Raw genomic sequence first — 24,894 nt, 5'->3', positions numbered from 1 at the left:
AGGCAACCGATTCTGGAAGCCTTTCCGCCCTGGAGCAAGCCATGCAAGACCTCGATCCCGTCGAAACCCAGGAATGGCTGGACGCCCTGGAATCGGTTCTCGACAAAGAAGGCGAAGACCGTGCTCACTATCTGATGACCCGTATGGGCGAACTCGCGACCCGCAGCGGCTCGCAGCTCCCTTACGCCATCACCACGCCGTACCGCAACACCATCCCGGTAACCCACGAAGCACGCATGCCTGGCGACCTGTTCATGGAACGCCGCATTCGCTCGTTGGTGCGCTGGAACGCGATGGCCATGGTAATGCGTACGAACCTGAAAGATTCTGACCTGGGTGGTCACATCTCCAGCTTCGCTTCCAGTGCGACCCTGTATGACATCGGCTTCAACTACTTCTTCCAGGCCCCGACCGACGAACACGGCGGCGACCTGATCTACTTCCAGGGCCACACCTCGCCAGGCGTTTACGCCCGCGCATTCATGGAAGGCCGCATCACCGAAGACCAGATGAACAACTTCCGCCAGGAAGTCGACGGTCAGGGCCTGTCGTCCTACCCGCACCCGTGGCTGATGCCTGACTTCTGGCAGTTCCCGACCGTTTCGATGGGTCTGGGTCCGATCCAGGCGATCTATCAGGCACGCTTCATGAAATACCTGGAGCACCGCGGTTTCATCCAGCCGGGCAAACAGAAAGTCTGGTGCTTCCTGGGCGACGGCGAGTGCGACGAGCCGGAATCCCTGGGCGCGATCTCCCTGGCCGGCCGCGAGAAGCTGGACAACCTGATCTTCGTCATCAACTGCAACCTGCAGCGCCTCGACGGCCCGGTTCGCGGCAACGGCAAGATCATCCAGGAACTCGAAGGCGTGTTCCGCGGTGCTCAGTGGAACGTGACCAAAGTCATCTGGGGCCGTTTCTGGGACCCACTGCTGGCCAAAGACGTCGACGGCATCCTGCAACGTCGCATGGACGAAGTCATCGACGGCGAGTACCAGAACTACAAAGCCAAAGACGGCGCGTTCGTGCGTGAGCACTTCTTCAACACGCCTGAACTGAAGGCGATGGTTGCCGATCTGTCCGACGACGAGATCTGGAAACTCAACCGTGGCGGTCACGACCCGTACAAGGTCTATGCGGCGTACCACGAAGCGGTCAACCACAAAGAACAACCAACCGTCATCCTCGCCAAGACCATCAAGGGTTATGGCACCGGTGCCGGCGAAGCGAAAAACACTGCGCACAACACCAAAAAGGTCGACGTCGAGAGCCTGAAGCTGTTCCGCGACCGTTTCGACATTCCGGTCAAGGACGAAGAGCTGGAGCACCTGCCGTTCTTCAAGCCAGAGCCAAACAGCGCCGAAGCCCGCTACCTCAGCGAGCGTCGCACTGCACTGGGCGGTTTCGTGCCGCAGCGTCGCGCACAAAGCTTCAGCGTGCCGACTCCGGATCTGGACACCCTCAAGGCCATCCTCGATGGTTCCGGTGACCGTGAAATTTCCACCACCATGGCGTTCGTGCGAATCCTCGCGCAACTGGTCAAGGACAAGGAAATCGGCCCGCGCATCGTTCCGATCATCCCGGACGAAGCCCGTACCTTCGGTATGGAAGGCATGTTCCGTCAGTTGGGCATCTACTCGTCCGTCGGCCAGCTCTACGAGCCAGTCGATAAAGACCAGGTGATGTTCTACAAGGAAGACCAGAAAGGTCAGATCCTTGAAGAAGGCATCAACGAAGCAGGCGCCATGAGCTCGTTCATCGCTGCCGGTACTTCGTACTCCAGCCACAACCAGCCGATGCTGCCGTTCTACATTTTCTACTCGATGTTCGGCTTCCAGCGTATCGGCGACCTGGCCTGGGCTGCCGGCGACAGCCGTACCCGTGGCTTCCTGATCGGCGGCACCGCCGGCCGTACCACCCTGAACGGTGAAGGCCTGCAACACGAGGACGGTCACAGCCACCTGCTGGCCGCGACCATCCCGAACTGCCGCACCTACGATCCAACCTACGGCTACGAGCTGGCGGTGATCATTCAGGACGGCATGAAGAAGATGACCGAAGAGCAACAGGACATCTTCTACTACATCACCGTGATGAACGAGTCGTACCAGCAGCCAGCCATGCCGGCCGGTGCCGAAGAAGGCATCAAGAAAGGCATGTACCTGCTCGAAGAAGATACCCGCGATGCGGCGCATCACGTACAGCTGATGGGCTCCGGCACCATCCTGCGTGAAGTCCGTGAAGCGGCGAAGATTCTGCGTGAAGAGTTCAACGTTGGCGCCGACGTGTGGAGCGTGACCAGCTTCAACGAACTGCGTCGCGACGGCCTGGCCGTAGAGCGCAGCAACCGTCTGAAGCCTGGCCAGAAGCCTAAGCTGAGCTACGTCGAAGAGTGCCTGAACGGCCGTAAAGGTCCGGTCATCGCCTCTACCGACTACATGAAACTGTTCGCCGAGCAGATCCGTCAGTGGGTACCGTCCAAGGAATTCAAAGTCCTCGGCACCGACGGTTTCGGCCGCAGCGACAGCCGCAAGAAACTGCGTCATTTCTTCGAAGTCGACCGTCATTTCGTGGTGTTGGCAGCCCTGGAAGCACTGGCTGACCGTGGTGATATCGAACCTAAGGTGGTGGCTGAGGCCATCGTCAAGTTCGGCATCGACCCGGAAAAACGCAACCCACTGGACTGCTGAGGAGACATTTTGTGAGCGAACTCATTCGCGTACCTGACATCGGCAGCGGTGAAGGTGAAGTAATTGAACTGTTTGTGAAGGTCGGCGACCGTATCGAAGCCGACCAGAGCATCCTGACCCTGGAATCGGACAAGGCCAGTATGGAAGTGCCGGCCCCGAAAGCCGGCGTCATCAAAAGCCTGAAAGTAAAGCTGGGCGACCGTCTGAAAGAAGGCGACGAACTGCTTGAGCTGGAAGTCGAGGGCGCCGCTGAAGCGGCCCCTGCTCCTGCTGCTGCGCCGGCTGCAAAAGCAGAAGCCAAACCGGCTGCTGCTCCTGCCGCTGCTGCGCCTGCCGCTGCCCCTGCTGCCGCTTCGGTTCAGCAAGTGCACGTGCCGGACATCGGCTCGTCGGGCAAGGCGCAGATCATCGAGATCCAGGTCAAGGTCGGCGATACCGTCGAGGCTGATCAATCGCTGATCACCCTCGAATCCGACAAGGCGAGCATGGAAATCCCGTCGCCTGCCGCTGGCGTGGTCAAGGCCATCAGCGTCAAGCTCAACGACGAAGTCGGCACTGGCGATCTGATTCTGGATCTGGAAGTGGCGGGTGCTGCGGCTCCTGCTGCGGCCGCTCCCGCCCAGGCCGCTGCTCCGGCCGCTGCCGCTGCGCCTGCTCCGGCAGCCGCACCAGCAGCACCGGTTGCCGACAGCGTTCAGGACATCCATGTTCCGGACATCGGCTCGGCCGGCAAAGCCAAGATCATCGAAGTGCTGGTCAAGGCGGGCGATACCGTCGAAGCCGACCAGTCGCTGATCACCCTGGAATCCGACAAGGCGAGCATGGAAATCCCGTCGCCTGCCGCCGGCGTGGTGGAAAGCGTTTCCATCAAGCTGGATGACGAAGTCGGTACCGGCGACCTGATCCTCAAGCTGAAAGTCAAAGGTGCAGCGCCTGCTGCTGCACCGGCTCCAGCGGCCGCTGCTCCGAGCGCTCCGGCACCTGCCGCAGCTGCTCCGGCTGCACCTGCACCTGCTGCCGCTCCAGCCGCCGCACCGGCCAAGCCGGGCGCGAAAGTTCACGCCGGCCCGGCCGTGCGTCAACTGGCCCGTGAGTTCGGCGTCGAGCTGAGCGCTGTCGGCGCCAGCGGTCCGCACGGTCGCATCTTGAAAGAAGATGTGCAGGTTTACGTCAAAGCGATGATGCAGAAGGCCAAGGAAGCACCGGCCGCTGCAGCGGGCGCAACCGGTGGCGCGGGCATCCCGCCGATTCCGGTCGTCGATTTCAGCCGTTTCGGCGAAATCGAAGAAGTGCCGATGACTCGCCTGATGCAGATCGGCGCGTCGAGCCTGCACCGCAGCTGGCTGAACATCCCGCACGTGACTCAGTTCGATTCGGCTGACATCACCGAGCTGGAAGCCTTCCGCGTTGCGCAGAAAGCCGTAGCAGAGAAGGCCGGCGTCAAGCTGACCATCCTGCCGCTGCTGCTCAAGTCGTGCGCGCACATGCTCAAGGAGCTGCCGGACTTCAACAGTTCGCTGGCACCAAGCGGCAAGGCAATCATCCGCAAGAAATACGTGAACATCGGCTTCGCCGTCGACACCCCGGATGGCCTGTTGGTACCGGTCATCAAGAACGTCGACCAGAAGAGCTTGTTGCAACTGGCAGCCGAAGCCGCTGCGCTGGCTGCCAAAGCCCGCGACAAGAAGCTGACCGCTGACGACATGCAAGGCGCCTGCTTCACCATTTCCAGCCTCGGCCACATTGGCGGCACCGGCTTCACGCCGATCGTCAACGCGCCGGAAGTGGCGATCCTCGGTGTTTCCAAGGCAACCATCCAGCCCGTCTGGGACGGCAAAGCCTTCCAGCCGAAACTGATGCTGCCGCTGTCGCTGTCCTACGATCACCGTGTGATCAACGGCGCCGCTGCTGCACGCTTCACCCAGCGTCTGGGCAGCCTGCTGGCGGACATCCGCACGATCCTGCTGTAATTCGATCGGCCCTCCGACAACGGAGGGCCGATTGCTGCACCCTTTCGAGCGCCACACGCTCGTACCTCAACCCCGTCAGTTTGGCGGGGCTTTTTTTTGCCTGAAAAAACCCCTACACCTTTTTCCCACATGTTGCGCTGATATCGGCCACAACCCCGGTCGACTTGGCACCGATCTTTTTTATTGAATACGCAACTAACCTAGGCGCAGCCAATTCAACTAAGAAAACTTAGTAAACCCCTGTCAATTCAAGTTAATTCGAATGGATTCGATATGTTAAAACCAACTATCGGGCCGATTGTCGGCCACGTTACAACTCATCATGCGCGCATCTTCATGCGTGGCGACCGCCAGAATAATTCACAGGTGTTTGCCGGATTACGTTATCGCACCTCCGGCACACAACAATGGTCCAAAGGTAACTTTACGCCTCTGAGCGAATTACGCGACATGTCCCATGTGTTCGCCCTCAACAACTTGAGTGCCGACACTGAATATGAGTTTCAGGCAGGCTGGTTCAGCCCGATGAATCCGGTGCACACCCCGGACAGCGTCGCCGAGCTGCCCTTGCAATGGCCAAGAGAGATCTTCCGACTGCGCACCCGCTCCAGCAAAGCCCTGCAACCCCGAGGGTATATCGTCGGTTCTTGCCGCTACCTGCGCATGACCGCTGGCATCGCCTCCCTGCCGCAACTGGGCGACCGGATCTTTGCGTCCATCAACCAGGTAATCGAAGGCATACAACCACCGATCAGCGCGGTAATGATGACCGGCGATCAAATTTATGTGGACGACTTGAACCTGATCGCACCGGATCGCGAATACAAGGACATCCTCAATAAATACCGCGCAGCATTTTCCCAGGCAAATATTCAACGCTTGATGTCTGGCACTTCGACTTACATGATTCTCGATGATCACGAAATCGAAGATAACTGGCCCGCCAACGCCAGCAAGTCCGACAACGACTTATACCGTAACGCCATGGCCGCTTATGAGTTGTATCAGGCCAGTCACAGCCCGATCCATCCGTTGACAACTAACGGTGAAATAGATCACTCGATACTTGAGCATTACTGGTATCAATTCAGCGACGGCGATATTGAATGGTTTGTCACCGACAGTCGCACCCGCCGTAACTTGTCTGCCGATGACCGGCGTATTCTCGACGAGGCGCAGGAACAGGCCCTGCTCAAATGGCTGAGCAACAGCACGGCGCGGGTCAAGTTCGTGGTCACCAGCGTGATGTTCTATCCCGACCGCAAATTTCACGGCGATGACGCCTGGAAAGCCTTTCCCGAGCAGCGCCTGCGCCTGCTGGAAACCATTCGAACCCGGCAGATCAAGAATGTCGTGTTCATCTCCGGAGACGTCCATGGCTCGCTGACCGCACGTTTGACGCACAGCGAAGACCCCGACTTCGAAGTTCACACCATCGTCTCCTCACCGCTGTGCAACAGCAAACTGCTGCCGTATGCGAAAGCGTCGACGTTCATGCTCGACCAGCCGCTGGTGCGTACGGCGGCGGGCGATTATCGGCATGAACTGACCAGCACGGTGGTGAGTGAAGACAATTTTGCCCACCTGGTAGTCGAGGCCGGGCAGATTCAGGTGAATTACCACGACCGCGATGGCAAACAGCTTCAGTCGATCGCCATAAAACTGCGCTAAGCCTTAAAGATCGCAGCCTTCGGCAGCTCCCACAGCGCGCGCATCCCCCTATAGAAACTGGTGAAGGCGGCGATCTTTGGTTCTTTTCAACCACAGGCTGGAGAAATGTTCAGCGCAGCCGACATATTCTTATAGCACTTGGCCTTCATCTCTCTTGTCAGTCGGTGCCGCAATGATGCAACCTTGCCGCAGGCAACAGTAAAGAGGGCGAGAGCCCGGCGCGTTCAGCATATTTCCAAGCGAGTTCCCTTCATGAAGAGCCAACCCGATGCCGCCAGCCGTATGGCGGCCGAGGTAGTGACGCAGTTGCCTGTGCCCTCGCGGCTCGGCATGCTGCGTTTCGAGCGCTTGAATGAAGCCAGTTGGGCCATGCTGTTTCTCGATCCCAACTGTGAGCGCCAGTTCGGCCAGCCGGCCGTCGAACTCTGCGCGCTGGTCGGCTCACCCTACGCCAGCCTGATGGAACCGGAAGCGCGCTATCAACTGCACGACGCGATCCAGCAACAGCTGACCGCCAGCCCGCATTACCTGGTGCGCTATACCCTGCACACGGCGGCCGGTGCACTGAGCATCCTGGAACTGGGCGAAGCCTACAAACAACACAACCGTCATCTGCTGCGCGGCTATCTGCTGGCGGTCGATCAGGTCTTCGACGAAGCGCCACCTGCCCCTTCAGTCGACCTCGAAACCCAGAACTCGCGCCTTCAAATCGCTCTTGAACTCAATCAACGCGCCCAGCAGGAACAACTGCAGCATCTGGAGCGAGTACGCGCCCAGCAGGACCTGATTCTGCTGCTCGCGCGCCAGCGCTACAGCACGCACAACTCGCTGCAGGAAGCCGCCGAACTGATTACCCGTTGCGCCTGCGATATCTATGAAATCGACTGCGCCAGCTTGTGGAACCTCGAAGGCCAGCTTCTGGTGCCGATCTCGGCGTACCACCGCGCGACCCAGGAATACATCCTCCCGGACGCGATCGACATCAGCAGCTTCCCCGACTACATGGACGCCCTGCATGGCAGCCGCGCCATCGACGCGCACAATGCGATGCGCGACCCGCGCACTCGCGAGATGGCCGAAGCCCTGCGCCCGCGCGACGTCAACGCGATGCTCGACGCCAGTATTCGCGTCGACGGCCAAGTGGTCGGCGTGCTCTGCCTGGAGCAGACTGGCGTTACCCGCGCCTGGCAGTCCGATGAAATCGCTTTTGCCGGCGAGTTGGCCGATCAGTTCGCGCAAGTCATCAACAACCACAACCGCCGCACCGCCACCAGTGCTCTGCACCTGTTCCAGCGTGCGGTCGAACAAAGCGCCAACGCGTTTTTGCTGGTCAATTGCGACGGCGTTGTCGAATACGTCAATCCGAGCTTCACCGCGATCACCCAGTACACCACCGAAGAAGTCCACGGCCAGCGGCTGTCCGAGCTGCCGGCCCTGGAAAATCTCAGCGAATTACTGTTCGACGCGCCTTCGGCGCTGGCCAAAAGCAACAGCTGGCAAGGCGAGTTCAAGAGCCGGCGCAAGAATCTCGAACCCTACTGGGGCCAGTTGTCGATCTCCAAAGTCTACGGCGACAACCGCGAGCTGACGCATTACATCGGCATCTACGAAGACATCACTCAGACCAAACTGGCGCAACAGCGCATCGAACGTCTGGCCTACACCGACAACCTGACCAATCTGGGCAACCGCCCGGCGTTTATCCGCAATCTGGACGAACGCTTCGCCCGCGACAGCGATACGCCCATCAGTCTGTTGCTGGTGGACATCGACAACTTCAAACGGATCAACGACAGCCTCGGTCACCAGACCGGCGACAAACTGCTGATCAGCCTGGCCCGACGCTTGCGCAACAGCCTGAGCCCGAGCGGCAGCCTCGCGCGGTTTGCCAGTAACGAGTTTGCTGTGCTGCTCGATGACACTGATCTTGCGACCGGTCAGCAGATCGCCAATCAGTTGTTGGCGACGCTGGATAAACCGATGTTCGTCGATAACCAGTTGATCAGTGTCACCGGCTCGGTCGGTCTGGCCTGCGCGCCGCTGCACGGTCGTGACCCGCAAACCCTGATGCGCAACGCCGGTCTGGCGCTGCACAAGGCCAAGGCCAACGGCAAACATCAGGTGCAAGTCTTCACCGAAGCGTTGAATGCCGAGGCCAGTTACAAACTGTTCGTCGAGAACAACCTGCGCCGCGCCTTGACCCAGAACGAGCTGGACGTGTTCTACCAGCCCAAGCTGTGCCTGCGCAGCGGTCGTCTGCTGGGCATGGAAGCGCTGCTGCGCTGGAATCACCCGGAACGCGGGATGATCCGCCCGGACCAGTTCATCAGCGTCGCTGAAGAAACCGGCCTGATCATTCCAATCGGCAAGTGGATTGCCCGTCAGGCCTGCCGCATGAGCAAGGCGCTGACCGCTGCCGGCATGGGCAATCTGCAAGTGGCGATCAACCTGTCGCCGAAACAGTTCTCCGACCCGGATCTGGTGGCCTCCATCGCCAACATCCTCAAGGAAGAAGCGCTGCCGGCCAATCTGCTCGAACTGGAACTGACCGAGGGGCTGCTGCTGGAAGCCACCGAAGACACGCACTTGCAGCTCGACCAGCTCAAACGTCTCGGGCTGACCCTGGCGATGGACGATTTCGGCACCGGTTACTCGTCGCTGAGCTATCTGAAGAAATTCCCGATCGACATCATCAAGATCGATCGCAGCTTCATCCACGAAATCCCCGACAACCAGGACGACATGGAAATCACCTCGGCGGTGATCGCCATGGCGCACAACTTGAAACTCAAAGTCGTGGCCGAAGGCATCGAGACCGCCGAACAACTGGCGTTCCTGCGTCGCCACCGTTGTGACGTCGGCCAGGGCTACCTGTTCGACCGGCCGATCCCCGGCGCAGAACTCATCCAAGCGCTGAAACGCTACCCTCGCGGCCCGCTCTGCCTGTAAAAACACCGCAAACTCCCCCTATGGATGAATTCCCACTGTGGGAGCGAGCTTGCTCGCGAAAGCGGTGGGTCAGTCACTGCAAATGTTGAATGCTACAGCGCTTTCGCGAGCAAGCTCGCTCCCACATTTGAATAGTGCGAAATCGGGCATCATTCGGCACACTGGCGGTCTGACTTTTTACATCCAACCTGACTGAGAGGAACGATCATGGTTCTGCGCTCGGAAATTCTGGTGAACAAAAACGTGCTCCCGACCAAAGAACAAGCTCTGCCCGGCCGCGAAACCGCGATGACCCTGCCTGAAAAGCACTTCGTCTTCGAAGAAACCCCGTTGCTTGGCCCGTTTTTCCAGGACGTCGACTTTGCGATTTTCGGTCTGGGTTGCTTCTGGGGCGCCGAGCGCCGCTTCTGGCAGCGCGAAGGCGTGGTCAGCACCGTGGTCGGTTACGCCGGCGGCTTCACGCCGAACCCGACCTACGAAGAAGTCTGCTCGGGCCTGACCGGCCACGCGGAAGTGGTGCTGGTGGTGTATGACAAGGCCAAGGTCAGCTACGAAGAACTGTTGGCAATGTTCTGGGAACTGCACAACCCGACACAAGGCATGCGCCAGGGCAACGACATCGGTACGCAGTACCGCTCGGTGATCTACGCGACCTCGCCTGAGCAACTGGACGCGGCGCTGAACAGCAAAGCGGTGTATCAGGCTGAACTGTCGAAGGCGGGTCTGGGTGAAATCAGCACCGAGATCGAACAGGCGCCGACCGTGTACTTCGCCGAGGCGTATCACCAGCAGTATCTGGCGAAGAATCCTGAAGGCTACTGCGGGATTGGCGGCACCGGCGTGTGCATGCCGCCGAGCCTGGCGGGTAATTAAAGCTTAAAAGCTTCGCGAGCAAGCCCGCTCCCACATTTGAAATGCGTTCCAAATGTGGGAGCGGGCTTGCTCGCGAAGGCGTCCGTTCAGACACCATCAAAGCAACTGATCAGCTCTCGGCAATCAACCAATCCATCTGCCACCCGCCCTGGGTCTGCCCAAGCTTCTTCGACAACCACGGCAGCAGCTCACGCAATTCTTCCTCCAGCCCCCACGGCGGATTGGCAATCGCCATGCCCGAACCGTTCAGGCTGTTCGGCGTATCCAGCGGATGCACCAGCAGTTCCACGCGCAGCAACTTCGGCGCACCGGTGCCAGCCAGATCCTGATAGAAGCGACGCAACGCACGCTGATCCTTCACCGGATACCAGATCGCCGCCACCGTTTGGCGCATGCGGCCAATCGCTTCTTTCAACGACGCCGCGCAACGCTGCATCTCGTCGAGTTGTTCGAACGGCGGATCAATCAGCATCACCGCGCGCTTCTCCTGCACCGGCAACATCGCCCGCGCCACATGCCAGCCCTCGCCAAGATGAACTTTCACTCGACGATCACCGGCCATGTTGTCCTTGAGCAAAACGCCGTCTTCCGGGTGCTTCTCGTTGAGCATCACCCGATCCTGCGGCCGGGTCAGACGCCGTGCCAGCTCCGGCGAACCCGGGTAGTAGCGCAACTGGCCGTCCGGGTTCATCTCGTGCAGCACCTTCATGTAGTCGGCGGTCAGCGCCGGCAGATCCGGCTGATCCCACAAGCGCGCGATGCCTTCCAGGTACTCGCCGGTACGATTGGCCTGATCGCCCTGCAAGTCATACAGACCGATGCCGGCGTGCGTGTCGAGATAGGCAAACGGCTGCTCCTTGCGCGACATCAGGGCGATGAGGCGGGTCAAGGTCAGGTGTTTGAACACATCGGCGTGATTGCCGGCATGGAAGGCGTGACGATAATTCATGGCTGCTCCTGCGAAGGGCGCAAAGTTTACCTTTTACCGGGCGGCAAGTCAGGGGTTGGCGGCTGAGCGGGCAAAAGCCTTTCCCTCACCCTAGCCCTCTCCCGGAGGGAGAGGGGACTGACCGAGTGATCTTGCGAGTTACATCGACCTGAAAGATCAGCGTGATCTCAGGTTTGGCCAAGCGAAGATCAGCGTGGAAGTCGCAAGTCGGCGTACATCACCCGGACAACTCGGTCAGTCCCCCGAAAGAACACCGCCACCCAGGCTTGGCCAAGCGAAGTTCACCGCTGAAGTCGCAAGTCGGCGTAGATCAGCCAGACAACTCGGTCAGTCCCCCCGAAAAAACACCAACATCCAGGCTTGGCCAAGCCAAGTTCACCACTGAAGTCGCAGGTCGGCGTACATCACCCAGACAACTCGGTCAGTTCCCCGAAACAACACCACCATCCAGGCTTGGCCAAGCCAAGTTCACCACTGAAGTCGCAAGTCGGCGTACATCACCCATACAACTCGGTCAGTCCCCTCTCCCTCTGGGAGAGGGTTAGGGTGAGGGGCTTTGCTTTTATGGCGTTAAACTGGCTAACCATGACGACAGGAAGTCAAAAACTCATGCGATATCTGATCATCTGCTTACTCAGTCTGCTTGGCCCATACCTCGCCCTTGCCGACGAAACCCACATTGAGCAGGCACGCCAGACACTGAAGAACTTCGGTCTGAGCCACTGTATCCTTAAGCCATTCAACGAACGCTCCGCACTGGAAAAAGACATTGCACTGTCCGCTAATGCCTATTCCTTCATGGGCAAAGGCATACATTCCATCCTGCAAAATGAAGACACGTTGCAGGTTCTGCACGATCCCTACAAAGAAACCCAAAACTACGTATTGGCGGCTTACGAGCAGACACCTTCAAACAGCAAATACTCGAATGAAAAAGTAGTGTTTTTCGGGTGCATGAAGATCTACAACTCCGAGGCCTTCAACAGCTTTATCAAAACTCAGGATGCGTACATTTCCGACTGACGCTCCGATCGCCATCAACATCAAAAGATCGCAGCCTTCGGCAGCTCCTACAGAGTGAACGTTATTCCGGTGTAGGAGCTGCCGCAGGCTGCGATCTTTTGATCTTTTTCAGGCGGGCATGCTGCGCAGGCGCTTGCCGATGACATCAAGCACATCGCAGCCATCACGCAAGGGAATCACGCAGAGCTGGGCGAAGTCGCTGAGGATGACGGAGTCGCATTCGACCGAGCCGCGCATGCACATGTTTTCCAGCACCTGGATCACGGCGCGCAGGCGGTGGTTGGCGGCGTCCATGAGGATGTCGAGGGGCACGTGGGTGTCGATGAACAGGGTCGGCATGTCGCTGCAGTTGCCGGTCAGGGCCATGAAGCGGTTGTCGGGATGGGGGATGATTTTTTCGTAGGGTGGAGCCGGTTTAAGCGTTGTCATATTTTGCACCTCAACTGATTAAATGAGGCTACCAATGACCTTCCTACAGGTTTGGGTGGCAGCCGTACGCGAGAGTAGGAAACTGAGGAACCAGCCAAAAACTCAGCTACGCCGAAGCGTTCCCGCGCACAGCCGCCGCGAAAGATGTTACGGACACAGGTTAGGTGCCGCAATCAGACAACAGGGCTGGTGCACGGTAAATTCCAAGGGTTCCTACACCCTGTCACCACTCTCGCAGTGACAACGAAAAGACTATCCCTGCAACCCACCGCCCACCAGTTCATGAAAACCGCCGCAACTCGAAGGAATCGTCCGAGACCTTCGCCCCGAAAATTCACTCTGACTCTGCCAGCAAAAACGCCAGCAACGCCGATTGCGACGATTCTTCCGACATTGAAACCTGAAAAAACCGCCTGACCTTGCAGCGCAAAACTGCCTCGGGAAAGGCCTCGAAAAGTGCCGGATACTCTTCGCTCAACCACTGCAACGCATTGGCCGCTCGAATGTCATTGCCCTGCTGCGCCTGCACCGATTCCGGCACCTGCCACCACGGAAAGGACCGCCCTGATACCTGCGACCTGCCACCCATTTCCAGTGCTTGACCATTGATCAAACAACGCCCGATCAGCGGAAACAGTTGTGCCGCATCCACCTCATCGGCCTGCAAAATCGGCAACAGAAAGCGCCCGTCCCAGAAACGGAAGAACACCGTTTTGCCGTCCGGCATCAGCACTTGGGTCAGGCTGCGAAAGTGCGCCACCACCTCTTCAAGACTCGCCGAAGAAACCGCCAACCATCCCCAATCCCGCGACTCGGTGGTGGCGACCCAATGCAGAAACTCACTGTCGGCGGCGACAATTCCCACGTAAGGCATCACCGTATCCCACTCGGCATAGATCGTCTCGGCCCAGATCGGACTCGCCGTGTCTCGCCAAGCGGCAGGCGGTTTTGCCTTACTGGCATTACTGAACACCGCGAACAATTGCTCGGATGCTCTCAACGGTTCACGCGCCAGCCAGTCGGCAGGCAAAAGGAAATCAGGCCGCACAGAGACCGTCCTTGCAACGCTCACACTCTTCGCAGAATGGCGCATCGCCCTTGAAGCTCATGATTTGTGCGGCGCTGAGCATGGCTGCCGGCGCGGCGGCGAGTTTCTGCGGCAATCCCGGTACAACCGGCGCGGCACTCATCGCCGCCATCGGCGCACCACCCACGACAATCGGCACGCTGCTGAAAATCCCCCCGGGGCCGATGTTGATCCACTGTCCGCCGGCCTGAATTGTCGCACTCGCACCGCCGTCGATGACGACTTGCTGGCCGGCGCTGACGTGGAACTGCTGGCTGGCGTTGGTCGCCTGATTGGCCACCTTGATATGTCGGCTGCCGGTGACGCTCAGATGGTCGTCCTGCTTCACCTCGGTCTGACGCTGGCCGTGGGTGATGCGTTGCTCGTCGGCCTTCAACTCATGGCGAGCGGTGCCGCTGACGACAATGCTGCGCTGGTTATCGACCTGTATCTGTTGATCGTGCAATACATGCTGCGTCCAGTTGCGCTGGGCGCGCAGGTAGATTTCCTCGGCGCCTTGGCGATCCTCGATGCGCAGTTCGTTGTAGCCACCGCCCCCAGGGCTGCTCTGACTGCGGAAAATGCTACGAGTCTTGTCCGCCGGCAGATCCAGCGGAATCGGCGTCGCGGCATTGGGCAGGCAGCCCACGACCAAGGGTTTGTCGGCGTCGGCATCGATGAAACCGACCAGCACTTCCATGCCCACGCGCGGAATCAATACGCTGCCGTAACGGTCGTGAGCCCAGTTAGTCGCAACGCGTAGCCAGCAACTGGAATGCTCGTTCAATTCACCGTCGCGATCCCAGGCCAGTTGCACCTTGACCCGACCGTATTCGTCACAGTGAATTTCCGTGTCTTTCGGCCCGGTCACAACGGCCGGCTGGTAACCGAGCATGCGTGGTTTTCCCGGCCCCAGCGCCGGACGGAAGAACACGTTCCACGGCGTGGCGAGAAAGGTATTACGGTAACCTTGGAATCCTTCCCCATCACTGGTCACCGATTCCTCCAGCACTTGCGGCTGACGGCCATGGTGTTCGACGGCGGTCAGCAGCCACAGGTCGTTCCAGTCGTGGCGCGGATGCTCGGTCAGTTGCAGGAAATGTCCGCAAACCAGTGTGGATTCGTCGCTGATGCCCTCAGCCTGACGGTAATCGGCGACATGTCGCTCAAGCGTCCGTTGGGCCAGGTGCTTGCCGGTTTCCCGATCATTGAATTGGCCAGGGAAGTGATAGTCCTCAAGCACCGGACGCTGTTCGCCGTCGACACGGCTTTGCAACTGCAGCCGCGGCTTTTCGAAGTTGTAATCACGCCGGGTGACCACGCTGGTACGGGTTTCCACACGAACATTGAAACGCTGAACCGCCGGCGCACCCGCCGACATACCACTGCCCGGCAGATAAACCGTCGGCTCGGCCAGACGCGGGAACACGGTCTGATCATCACCAAACACCAGCAAATGACCTTGCGGGCTGTGTTGAAAGTGGTAATGAATGCCGACCTCGGCACACAGGCGCTGGATAAAGGCCAGGTCGCTCTCGGCGTACTGCACGCAATATTCGCGCAGCGGGTAATCGCTGCCGAGGCGAAATTCGAAGGCATCCCGCAGGATCGAGTGATCCTTGAGCACGCGCGCGACAATCTGCGGCACCGTCAGATGCTGGAAGATCCGCTGATTGATCCGATGCCCGAGGTAGGTCAGACGCGGGACAAGGCTTAAGTGATAGCGCGTCAGACGGTTCCCGGAATCGCCCTGCCCGACCTGATAAATCTGACCGTGAATACCAGAAGCGTCCGCATCAAAACTCAGAAACGCCGGACAGTGCAGCAGGCTTTCGAGATCAAGATCCGGCCGTTCGCTGACCAGTTCCAGCTCGAAACGAAAGGGTTGGCTGATGGCTTCCTTGCCCGTGAACTCAAGGACTTTGAGGTCATGTTGGGCGCCTTCAAGGGTCAACGTGAAACGCGGTTGATTGGCAGGCGCGAACATCCGATGTCTCTCTGCAGTGTGAGGGCGGGCGATTCTGCATGAGGGGCAAGGGGTGATGAATGGGTGACGGGAAAATCAGATTTGCCCTACTTTCATTGACGAAAATCCCTGCAAAAAGCGGCGCCTTCAACTACAGACAAATCCCCTAAACCCACCACCGAATCCCTGTAGGAGTGAGCCTGCTCGCGATAGCGGTCTGACATTCAGCGTTGATGTCGACTGACACACAGCTATCGCGAGCAGGCTCACTCCTACAGGGGAGCGTGGTGAATCAGAGAAATCACAGGCACAAAAAAACGGCCCGTCTCCTGTAGGAAACGGGCCGTTTTCAGGTGAGCCTCAGCTCAGAACAGTTACTTGTTCAGGTGGAAATCTTTTTCCGCCGCTTCGAAGCGCTGCACCATACCTTTGGTCGGCTCGCCCATCTTGCTGACAATGTAGATGGCCAGGCTGGCAAAGATGAAGCCCGGGATGATTTCGTACAGACCCAGCAGTTCGAAATGCTTCCAGACCACCACGGTGATCGCGCCGACCAGAATACCGGCCAGTGCGCCGTCGCGGGTCATGCCCTTCCAGATCACCGAAATCAGTACAACCGGACCGAACGCAGCACCGAAACCGGCCCAGGCGTAAGACACCAGACCCAGAACGCGGTTTTCCGGGTTGGCGGCCATCGCGATCGCGATCAGGGCAACCAACAGCACCATGGCGCGGCCGACCCAGACCAGCTCAACCTGGGAAGCGGATTTACGCAGGAAGGTTTTGTAGAAGTCTTCGGTCAGGGCGCTCGAGCACACCAGCAACTGGCAGCTCAGGGTGCTCATCACCGCAGCCAGAATGGCCGACAGCAACACACCGGCAATCCATGGGTTGAAGAGGATCTTCGCCAGTTCGATGAACACACGCTCGTGGTTCTCGGTCACGGGTCCGGCGACTTCCGGGTGTGCCGAGAAGTAAGCGATGCCGAAGAAGCCCACGGCCACGGTGCCGCCCAGGCAGAGGATCATCCAGGTCATGGAGATGCGACGCGCCTTGGCGATCGACTTAACCGAATCCGCGGCCATGAAACGCGCGAGGATGTGCGGCTGACCGAAATAGCCCAGACCCCAGCCCATCAGCGAGATGATGCCGATGAAAGTGGTGCCTTTAAGCATGTCGAAGTTGCTTGGGTCCTGCGCTTCGATGGCCAGGAACGTGGTATCGACACCACCGGTCGCCAGCAGCACGATAATCGGCGTAAGGATCAGGGCGAAAATCATCAACGTGGCTTGCACGGTGTCGGTCCAGCTTACCGCGAGGAAACCGCCAACGAAGGTGTAGGCAATCGTCGCCGCAGCACCGGCCCACAACGCTGTCTCGTAAGACATGCCGAAGGTACTTTCGAACAGACGGGCGCCAGCCACGATGCCGGAAGCGCAGTAAATGGTGAAGAACACCAGAATCACGATTGCCGAAATAATGCGCAGCAAACCGCTTTTGTCTTCGAAACGGCTGGAGAAGTAGTCCGGCAGGGTCAGGGCATCGCCGTTGTGCTCGGTCTGCACACGCAGACGGCCGGCAACGAACAGCCAGTTCAGGTAGGCGCCGACGATCAGGCCGATGGCGATCCAGCTTTCGGACAGACCAGACATGTAGATGGCGCCCGGCAGGCCCATCAACAACCAGCCGCTCATGTCGGAAGCACCGGCAGACAGCGCGGTGACGACGCTGCCAAGGCTGCGACCACCGAGAATATAGTCAGAAAGGTTGTTGGTGGAGCGATAGGCCATGAAGCCGATCAGCACCATTGCTGCGATGTAGATCACGAACGTGATCAGTGTTGGATTGCTTACGCTCATTAAGTTACGCCCTGGCTTTGTTTTTATGTAGCAGCGGTGATGAACCGCGCGCAAACGACAACGTTTGGCAGACGATTCGGGATCCCGCGCATTTAGGACTGATGTTTCCCCAGGAAAGCCACCAGCCGATGCACCGGGTTATCCCGGTTGCACCTAGGGCGCGAATGCTATGCAACAAAGTAAAAAAGGTGCAACCAGTTTCGCGAGAATTAGTTGCACCCAGTCGGATATTCCGCGAATCAGGCGGTTTTTGCTCCCTTTTAGCGCAGTCAGAGAGCTTTGCTAGAAGCAAAAGCACCAAGCAAGTGCGGCACTTCCGTACCAGAAAATAATTCCTGACGAAGCGTTTATTTTTCCGACAAAAAAAGGGTTGCACCCGGTTGCACCTCATTCGGCGCACGGCTAATCTTGCCGCCAGCTGATGCCACGCAACTGTGGCAACCATGAGGATAAAAATATGGCTACCACCACCCTTGGGGTCAAACTCGATGACCCGACCCGCGAGCGCCTGAAGGCGGCCGCGACCTCGATTGATCGCACACCGCACTGGCTGATCAAGCAGGCAATTTTCAATTACCTGGAAAAACTCGAGGGTGGTGCAACCCTGACCGAGCTGAACGGTTTGACCGCCAAGGACGCCGACGACGCGGGCGAAGTCCACACCGATCACGCTCACCAATGCTTCCTCGAATTCGCCGAAAGCATTCTGCCGCAGTCGGTACTGCGTGCTTCGATCACCGCCGCTTACCGCCGCCCTGAGCCGGAAGTGGTGCCGATGCTGATCGAGCAGGCGCGTCTGCCGGCAGCGATGGCCGAAGCCACCAACAAGCTCGCTGCGACCATCGCGGAAAAACTGCGTAACCAGAAAAGTGCCGGCGGTCGTGCAGGCATTGTTCAGGGTCTGCTGCAGGAGTTTTCCCTGTCGTCCCAGGAAGGCGTAGCCCTGATGTGCCTGGCCGAAGCGCTGCTGCGTATCCCGGACAAAGGCACCCGCGATGCGCTGATCCGCGACAAGATCAGCACCGGCAACTGGCATCCGCACTTGGGCAACAGCCCGTCGCTGTTCGTCAACGCCGCGACCTGGGGCCTGCTGCTGACCGGCAAACTGGTGTCCACGCACAACGAAGCCGGCCTGACCTCGTCCTTGAGCCGCATCATCGGCAAGAGCGGCGAGCCGATGATCCGCAAGGGTGTCGACATGGCCATGCGCCTGATGGGCGAGCAGTTCGTCACCGGCGAAACCATCGCCGAAGCGCTGGCCAACGCGAGCAAGTTCGAAGCCAAAGGCTTCCGCTATTCCTACGACATGCTCGGTGAAGCGGCACTCACCGAACACGACGCGCAGAAGTACCTGGCGTCGTACGAACAAGCCATTCACTCGATCGGCAAAGCCTCCCACGGCCGTGGGATTTATGAAGGCCCGGGCATTTCCATCAAGCTCTCAGCACTGCACCCGCGTTACAGCCGTGCTCAGTACGAACGCGTGATGGATGAGCTGTACCCGCGCCTGCTGTCGCTGACCCTGCTGGCCAAGCAATACGACATCGGCCTGAACATCGACGCTGAAGAAGCCGACCGTCTCGAACTGTCGCTGGATCTGCTCGAGCGCCTGTGCTTCGAGCCGCAACTGACCGGCTGGAACGGCATCGGTTTCGTCATCCAGGCTTACCAGAAGCGTTGCCCGTACGTGATCGACTACGTGATCGACCTCGCGCGCCGCAGCCGTCATCGCCTGATGATCCGCCTGGTAAAAGGCGCGTACTGGGACAGCGAAATCAAGCGCGCCCAGGTCGAAGGCCTGGAAGGCTATCCGGTCTACACCCGCAAGGTGTACACCGACGTTTCCTACATCGCTTGCGCACGCAAACTGCTGTCGGTGCCGGAAGTCATCTACCCGCAATTCGCCACGCACAACGCCCACACCCTGTCGGCCATTTACCACATTGCCGGTCAGAACTATTACCCGGGCCAGTACGAATTCCAGTGCCTGCACGGCATGGGCGAACCGCTCTACGAACAGGTTGTAGGTAAAGTTTCCGAAGGCAAGCTGAACCGTCCGTGCCGCGTGTACGCACCGGTCGGCACTCACGAAACCCTGCTGGCGTACCTCGTACGTCGCTTGCTGGAAAACGGCGCGAACACTTCGTTCGTCAACCGCATCGCCGACCAGTCGATTTCGATCCAGGAGCTGGTGGCCGATCCAGTGGCGCAGATCGAGCAGATGGCGACCGTGGAAGGCGGTTTCGGCCTGCCGCACCCGCGCATTCCGCTGCCGCGTGATCTGTACGGTTCCGAGCGCGCCAACTCCAGCGGCATCGACATGGCCAACGAACATCGTCTGGCGTCGCTGTCCTGCGCTTTGCTCGCCACTGCGCACAACGACTGGAAAGCGGCGCCGATGCTCGGCTGCGCGTCCAGCAACGAAACGCCGGCAGCTGTTCTGAACCCGGCCGATCACCGTGACGTGGTCGGTCATGTTCAGGAGGCCACCGTCGAAGACGTCGACAACGCCATTCAATGCGCCCTGAATGCAGCGCCAATCTGGCAGGCCACCCCGCCGGCCGAACGTGCAGCGATTCTGGAACGTGCCGCTGATTTGATGGAAGGCGAGATCCAGCCGCTGATGGGCCTGCTGGCTCGCGAAGCCGGCAAGACGTTCGCCAACGCCATCGCCGAAGTCCGCGAAGCGGTCGACTTCCTGCGTTATTACGCGGTGCAGGCACGCAACGATTTCAGCAACGACGCCCACCGCCCACTGGGTCCGGTGGTGTGCATCAGCCCGTGGAACTTCCCGCTGGCGATCTTCAGTGGCCAGGTCGCTGCCGCACTGGCTGCCGGTAACCCGGTATTGGCCAAACCTGCAGAGCAAACTCCGCTGGTGGCGGCTCAAGCCGTGCGCTTGCTGCTCGAAGCCGGCATCCCGGAAGGCGTGCTGCAACTGCTGCCGGGGCGCGGTGAAACCGTCGGCGCCGGTCTGGTGGGTGATGAGCGCGTCAAAGGTGTGATGTTCACCGGTTCCACCGAAGTCGCCCGTCTGCTGCAACGCAACATTGCCGGTCGTCTCGACAATCAGGGTCGCCCGATTCCGCTGATCGCCGAAACCGGTGGCCAGAATGCGATGATCGTCGATTCGTCAGCTCTGACCGAGCAAGTGGTGATCGACGTAGTTTCGTCGGCCTTCGACAGCGCGGGTCAGCGTTGCTCGGCGCTGCGGGTACTCTGCCTGCAGGAAGATTCCGCTGATCGTGTCATCGAAATGCTCAAAGGAGCCATGGCGGAAAGCCGTCTCGGCAATCCTGAGCGCCTGTCCGTGGACATCGGCCCGGTGATCGACGCCGAAGCCAAGGCGGGTATCGACAAGCATATCCAGGGCATGCGCGACAAAGGGCGCAACGTCTACCAGGTCGCTATCGCCGACACCGAAGAGGTCAAACGCGGCACCTTCGTCATGCCGACCCTGATTGAACTGGAAAGCTTCGACGAGCTGCAACGCGAGATCTTCGGCCCGGTGCTGCATGTGGTGCGCTACAAGCGCAAAGAAATCGATCAACTGATCGGCCAGATCAACGCTTCCGGTTATGGCCTGACGCTGGGCGTGCACACGCGCATCGACGAGACCATCGCCAAGGTGATCGATAACGTCAACGCCGGTAACGTCTACGTCAACCGCAACATCGTCGGTGCCGTGGTCGGCGTGCAGCCATTCGGCGGCGAAGGCCTGTCGGGTACTGGCCCGAAAGCCGGCGGCCCACTGTACCTTTACCGCTTGCTGTCGACGCGTCCTGCTGACGCCATCGAACAATCCTTCGCTCGTGGTGATGCTGCCGTGGCGCCGGACGTTCGTCTGCGCGACGCCATGAGCAAACCGCTGACCGCGCTGAAAGCCTGGGCTGACAGCAACAAATACGCCGACCTGAGCACCCTGTGCGTGCAGTACGCGGCGCAATCGCAGAGCGGCATCACCCGCGTACTGGCCGGCCCGACCGGTGAGAAAAACAGCTACGCGATCCTGCCGCGTGAGCACGTGCTGTGCCTCGCGGAGGTTGAAGGTGACCTGCTGACGCAATTGGCAGCGGTATTGGCGGTAGGCGGTTCGGCGGTATGGCCGGAATCCGACATCAGCAAGGCATTGTTCGCACGCCTGCCGAAGGATATTCAGGCGCGAATCAAACTGGTTGCCGACTGGAATAAAGACGAGGTGGTGTTTGATGCGGTTCTGCATCACGGCCATTCCGACCAGTTGCGCAGTGTTTGCCAGCAGATTGCCAAGCGTGCCGGCGCGATCGTCGGGGTTCAGGGCTTGTCCCAGGGCGAGACCAACATTGCGCTGGAGCGTCTGGTGATCGAGCGGGCGTTGAGTGTTAACACTGCGGCGGCGGGTGGTAATGCCAGCCTGATGACCATCGGCTAATACTGATAAACCGGGCACCTGCATAGGTGCCCTGCATAGCAACAATCCCTGTGGGAGCGAGCTTGCTCGCGAAAGCGGTTTGCCAGTCAACTCATCTGTTGAACGTGCTGACCTCTTCGCGAGCAAGCTCGCTCCCACAGTGGTTTGTGGTGTTTGCAAAGTTGCCGCGCGGCTCCAACATCACGCTTATCAATCATCCTGTTCAGCCTTTATCAGCACGCCTAGACTCGGCCCAACCCCAATCTCAGGTAGGCCGCCATGTCCGAGACGCTGCTCAGTTCCCGCAATCTGGCTTTCGAGCTGTATGAAGTCCTTGATGCCGAGGGCCTGACCCGGCGTGAGCGCTTTGCCGAGCACAATCGCGAGACCTTCGACGCCGCCATCGGCACCGCGCGCAACATCGCCGAAAAGTACTTCGCGCCGCACAACCGCAAGGGCGACGAGAACGAGCCGCGCTATGAAGACGGTCAGGCGATTCTGATTCCTGAAGTGAAACCGGCGGTCGATGCTTTCCTTGAAGCCGGATTTCTCAACGCCGCGAGAAGTTTCGACGCCGGCGGCATGCAGCTTCCTACACTGCTGTCGCAAGCCTGCTTCGCGCACTTCCAGTCGGCCAATGCTGCGTCGACGTCGTATCCGTTCCTGACCATGGGTGCGGCGAACCTGATCGAGAGTTTCGGCACTGACGAGCAGAAACAGCGTTTCCTGCAACCCATGATCGACGGCCGTTTCTTCGGCACCATGGCGCTGACCGAACCCCACGCCGGTTCATCGCTGTCGGATATTCGTACGCGCGCCGAGCCGGCGTCCGACGGCACCTATCGCCTGAAGGGCAACAAGATTTTTATTTCCGGCGGCGATCACCCGCTCTCGGAAAACATCGTGCACATGGTGCTGGCCAAGCTGCCCGACGCGCCGCCGGGGGTGAAAGGCATTTCGCTATTTATCGTGCCGAAGTTTCTGGTCAACGATGACGGCAGCCTCGGCCCACGCAATGACGTGCTGCTGGCCGGGCTGTTCCACAAGATGGGTTGGCGCGGCACCACCTCCACAGCGCTGAACTTCGGCGATAACGGTGAGTGCGTCGGTTATCTGGTGGGCAAGCCGCATCACGGGTTGAGCTACATGTTCCAGATGATGAACGAGGCGCGGATCGGTGTCGGCATGGGCGCGGTGATGCTCGGTTACGCCGGTTACCTGTACTCGCTGGAATACGCTCGCGAACGCCCGCAAGGCCGGGTGCCGGATAGCAAAGACCCGACCACCGCGCCGGTTGCGATCATTCAACACGCCGACGTCAGACGTATGCTGTTGACGCAGAAATCCTACGTCGAGGGTGCATTTGACCTCGGCTTGTATGCTGCTCGCCTGTTCGACGACACCACCACGCTTGAGTCCGAAGCCGAGCGCAAACAGGCTCACGAATTGCTGGATCTGCTGACGCCGATCGTCAAATCCTGGCCATCGGAGTTCTGCCTCAAGGCCAACGAACTGGCGATCCAGATTCTTGGCGGCCACGGCTACACCCGTGAATACCCGGTGGAACAGTATTACCGCGACAACCGCTTGAACCCGATCCACGAAGGCACCCACGGCATTCAGTCGCTGGATTTGCTCGGGCGCAAACTGGCGCAGAACGGTGGCGCGGGATTGAAGCAACTGATCCGCCTGATCGCCACCACTGCCGAACGTGCAACGGCGTATGAGTCACTGACAGCATTGCGTGAGCCGCTGGAAAAACTGGTGGCGCGCCTGCAAGCGGTGACCATCGGTTTGTTGACCGATCTGGCGCAGGGCAAGGTCAACAGCAGCCTGGCGAATTCGGCACTGTACCTGAAGGTGTTCGGCCACACGGTGATTGGCTGGCGCTGGCTGGAGCAGGCGATTCGTGCCGAGGAAGGGTTGGCCAAGGGTAACGCGGCGGATGCCGACTTCTATAAGGGCAAGTTGCAGGCGGCGCGGTACTTTCTGACGTGGGAAGTGCCGGGTTGCCACCATGAGCTGGTGTTGCTGGAGGCGCGGGATGATACGTGTCTGGCGATGCAGGATGCGTGGTTCTGAAACGCTACCCTCACCCCAGCCCTCCCGAAACGTCGGACCGCCCGTAGGGAGAGGGGGCCGACCGAGGTGTCTGGCGCTATACATCGACCTGAAAAACCGCGTCGATTATGGATTCGGTAAAGCACTTTCAGGTCGGCGTACTTCTCAAGCATCCCGCATTCAGTCCCCTCTCCCTCTGGGAGAGGGCTAGGGTGAGGGGCTATTCTGGCTCAACACTCAGCTCAACTTGAACCCACCCATCTGCCGCGCCAGATCATCCGCCAGCCTCTGCAGCATCTGACAATCCTCACGACACGCTCGGACCTCACCCGCCGTCGCCCGCGCCAGATCAGAAATTCCCTGCACATTCCGGTTGATCTCTTCCGTCACCGCTGACTGCTCTTCCGTCGCCGTCGCCACCTGATGGTTCATGTCGCTAATGCGCTCGACCTGACCGGTAATCGCCGTCAGCGACGCCCCGGTACGCTGGCTCGATTCAACCCCTGTGCCCGTCGCCGCCTGACCGGTGCGCATCGACGACACGGCGTTTTCAGCACCTTGTTTGAGGCTGCCGATCATCTGTTGAATCTCGTCAGTGGACGCCTGCGTGCGGCGCGCCAAGGTGCGCACTTCATCGGCGACGACGGCAAAACCCCGACCCATGTCACCAGCACGCGCTGCTTCGATCGCTGCGTTGAGAGCGAGCAGATTGGTCTGCTCGGATACCCCGCGAATCACCGCCAGCACCGAATCAATCGAGGCCACCTGGTGCGCCAAATCACCCACCGCGCCAGCCGCCACGCCAATCTCATCGGACATGCTTTCAATATGCCGGATCGAACCGCCGACCACTTCCCGCGCCTGCATCGCTTCATCCCGCGCGGTTTGCGAGGCCAGTGCCGCGTTACCGGCGTTCTGCGCAATCTCCTGCACAGTCAGGCCCATCTCGTGGACGGCAGTCGCGACCATATCGGTCATTTCCTGCTGACGGCCGGAGCGTT

At 59.6% G+C, this 24,894-nt stretch carries 14 protein-coding genes; 8 read left to right on the top strand and 6 right to left on the bottom strand.

All coding sequences use genetic code 11. The features are described 5' to 3' along the window. Positions 1–41 precede the first annotated feature (41 nt). The 5 genes from aceE to msrA all read left to right on the top strand — a co-directional run bounded on the left by aceE (position 42) and on the right by msrA (position 10,150). Positions 42–2,687: a pyruvate dehydrogenase (acetyl-transferring), homodimeric type gene (aceE, locus tag ACM6IV_RS21250; RefSeq protein ID WP_414871505.1), complete on the top strand. Its 2,646-nt coding sequence runs from the start codon at positions 42–44 to the stop codon at positions 2,685–2,687. 11 nt (positions 2,688–2,698) lie between these two features. After that, the gene (aceF, locus tag ACM6IV_RS21245; RefSeq protein WP_414871504.1) at positions 2,699–4,657 is read left to right on the top strand and encodes a dihydrolipoyllysine-residue acetyltransferase; all 1,959 of its coding nucleotides are present in this window, start codon (positions 2,699–2,701) and stop codon (positions 4,655–4,657) included. Between the two features lie 273 nt (positions 4,658–4,930). Beyond that, on the top strand, positions 4,931–6,328 hold the full coding sequence (locus tag ACM6IV_RS21240; RefSeq protein ID WP_414871503.1) for an alkaline phosphatase D family protein: 1,398 nt from the start codon (positions 4,931–4,933) through the stop codon (positions 6,326–6,328). Between the two features lie 252 nt (positions 6,329–6,580). Next, positions 6,581–9,277 (top strand): putative bifunctional diguanylate cyclase/phosphodiesterase, encoded by a 2,697-nt coding sequence (locus ACM6IV_RS21235; protein WP_414871502.1) that lies wholly within the window; start codon positions 6,581–6,583, stop codon positions 9,275–9,277. A gap of 207 nt (positions 9,278–9,484) precedes the next feature. Beyond that, complete coding sequence (gene msrA, locus ACM6IV_RS21230; RefSeq protein ID WP_414871501.1) at positions 9,485–10,150, top strand: peptide-methionine (S)-S-oxide reductase MsrA; 666 nt, start codon at positions 9,485–9,487, stop codon at positions 10,148–10,150. 109 nt (positions 10,151–10,259) lie between these two features. Here msrA and ACM6IV_RS21225 read toward each other — a convergent pair whose 3' ends face one another. Then, complete coding sequence (locus tag ACM6IV_RS21225; RefSeq protein ID WP_007915674.1) at positions 10,260–11,099, bottom strand: 23S rRNA (adenine(2030)-N(6))-methyltransferase RlmJ; 840 nt, start codon at positions 11,097–11,099, stop codon at positions 10,260–10,262. A 360-nt stretch (positions 11,100–11,459) separates the two neighbouring features. Between ACM6IV_RS21225 and ACM6IV_RS21220 the strand changes: the two genes are divergently transcribed. After that, entirely contained in the window at positions 11,460–12,122 is a 663-nt protein-coding gene (locus tag ACM6IV_RS21220) for a hypothetical protein (protein WP_414871500.1), read from the top strand. 108 nt (positions 12,123–12,230) lie between these two features. On the opposite strand, the gene ACM6IV_RS21215 is transcribed toward ACM6IV_RS21220, so the two are convergent. The 4 genes from ACM6IV_RS21215 to putP form a co-directional block, all read right to left on the bottom strand. After that, a complete protein-coding gene (locus ACM6IV_RS21215) occupies positions 12,231–12,551 on the bottom strand; it encodes a hypothetical protein (RefSeq protein ID WP_414871499.1) in 321 nt (106 codons plus the stop codon). A 334-nt stretch (positions 12,552–12,885) separates the two neighbouring features. Continuing rightward, a complete protein-coding gene (locus tag ACM6IV_RS21210; protein ID WP_414871498.1) occupies positions 12,886–13,599 on the bottom strand; it encodes a DUF4123 domain-containing protein in 714 nt (237 codons plus the stop codon). After that, complete coding sequence (locus ACM6IV_RS21205; RefSeq protein ID WP_414871497.1) at positions 13,589–15,604, bottom strand: type VI secretion system tip protein VgrG; 2,016 nt, start codon at positions 15,602–15,604, stop codon at positions 13,589–13,591. Before ACM6IV_RS21205 ends, ACM6IV_RS21210 begins: the two co-directional genes overlap by 11 nt. A gap of 353 nt (positions 15,605–15,957) precedes the next feature. Continuing rightward, positions 15,958–17,442: a sodium/proline symporter PutP gene (gene putP, locus ACM6IV_RS21200; RefSeq protein ID WP_414871496.1), complete on the bottom strand. Its 1,485-nt coding sequence runs from the start codon at positions 17,440–17,442 to the stop codon at positions 15,958–15,960. Positions 17,443–17,899: 457 nt separating this feature from the next. On the opposite strand from putP, the gene putA reads away from it, so the two are divergent. Together putA and ACM6IV_RS21190 are read left to right on the top strand one after the other, a co-directional pair. Beyond that, the gene (putA, locus tag ACM6IV_RS21195; protein WP_414871495.1) at positions 17,900–21,853 is read left to right on the top strand and encodes a trifunctional transcriptional regulator/proline dehydrogenase/L-glutamate gamma-semialdehyde dehydrogenase; all 3,954 of its coding nucleotides are present in this window, start codon (positions 17,900–17,902) and stop codon (positions 21,851–21,853) included. Between the two features lie 258 nt (positions 21,854–22,111). After that, positions 22,112–23,914: an acyl-CoA dehydrogenase gene (locus ACM6IV_RS21190; RefSeq protein ID WP_414871494.1), complete on the top strand. Its 1,803-nt coding sequence runs from the start codon at positions 22,112–22,114 to the stop codon at positions 23,912–23,914. A gap of 216 nt (positions 23,915–24,130) precedes the next feature. Here ACM6IV_RS21190 and ACM6IV_RS21185 read toward each other — a convergent pair whose 3' ends face one another. Beyond that, complete coding sequence (locus ACM6IV_RS21185; protein ID WP_414871694.1) at positions 24,131–24,862, bottom strand: methyl-accepting chemotaxis protein; 732 nt, start codon at positions 24,860–24,862, stop codon at positions 24,131–24,133. Between the last annotated feature and the right edge of the window lie 32 nt (positions 24,863–24,894).

This window comes from Pseudomonas sp. IT-347P (assembly GCF_949768005.1).
GTDB lineage: Bacteria > Pseudomonadota > Gammaproteobacteria > Pseudomonadales > Pseudomonadaceae > Aquipseudomonas.
Note: the sequence above shows the minus strand (reverse complement) of the source record. Positions and strands in the feature narration are given on the sequence as shown.

What these genes read in the sequence shown, in the direction of transcription:
- ACM6IV_RS21190 (WP_414871494.1), top strand. Translation starts at nt 22,112, where the DNA reads ATGTCCGAGACGCTGCTCAGTTCCCGCAATCTGGCTTTCGAGCTGTAT.
- ACM6IV_RS21235 (WP_414871502.1), top strand. Translation starts at nt 6,581, where the DNA reads ATGAAGAGCCAACCCGATGCCGCCAGCCGTATGGCGGCCGAGGTAGTG.
- ACM6IV_RS21240 (WP_414871503.1), top strand. Translation starts at nt 4,931, where the DNA reads ATGTTAAAACCAACTATCGGGCCGATTGTCGGCCACGTTACAACTCAT.
- ACM6IV_RS21215 (WP_414871499.1), bottom strand. Translation starts at nt 12,551, where the DNA reads ATGACAACGCTTAAACCGGCTCCACCCTACGAAAAAATCATCCCCCAT.
- ACM6IV_RS21185 (WP_414871694.1), bottom strand. Translation starts at nt 24,862, where the DNA reads ATGGTCGCGACTGCCGTCCACGAGATGGGCCTGACTGTGCAGGAGATT.
- putP (WP_414871496.1), bottom strand. Translation starts at nt 17,442, where the DNA reads ATGAGCGTAAGCAATCCAACACTGATCACGTTCGTGATCTACATCGCA.
- ACM6IV_RS21205 (WP_414871497.1), bottom strand. Translation starts at nt 15,604, where the DNA reads ATGTTCGCGCCTGCCAATCAACCGCGTTTCACGTTGACCCTTGAAGGC.
- putA (WP_414871495.1), top strand. Translation starts at nt 17,900, where the DNA reads ATGGCTACCACCACCCTTGGGGTCAAACTCGATGACCCGACCCGCGAG.
- ACM6IV_RS21225 (WP_007915674.1), bottom strand. Translation starts at nt 11,099, where the DNA reads ATGAATTATCGTCACGCCTTCCATGCCGGCAATCACGCCGATGTGTTC.
- aceE (WP_414871505.1), top strand. Translation starts at nt 42, where the DNA reads ATGCAAGACCTCGATCCCGTCGAAACCCAGGAATGGCTGGACGCCCTG.
- msrA (WP_414871501.1), top strand. Translation starts at nt 9,485, where the DNA reads ATGGTTCTGCGCTCGGAAATTCTGGTGAACAAAAACGTGCTCCCGACC.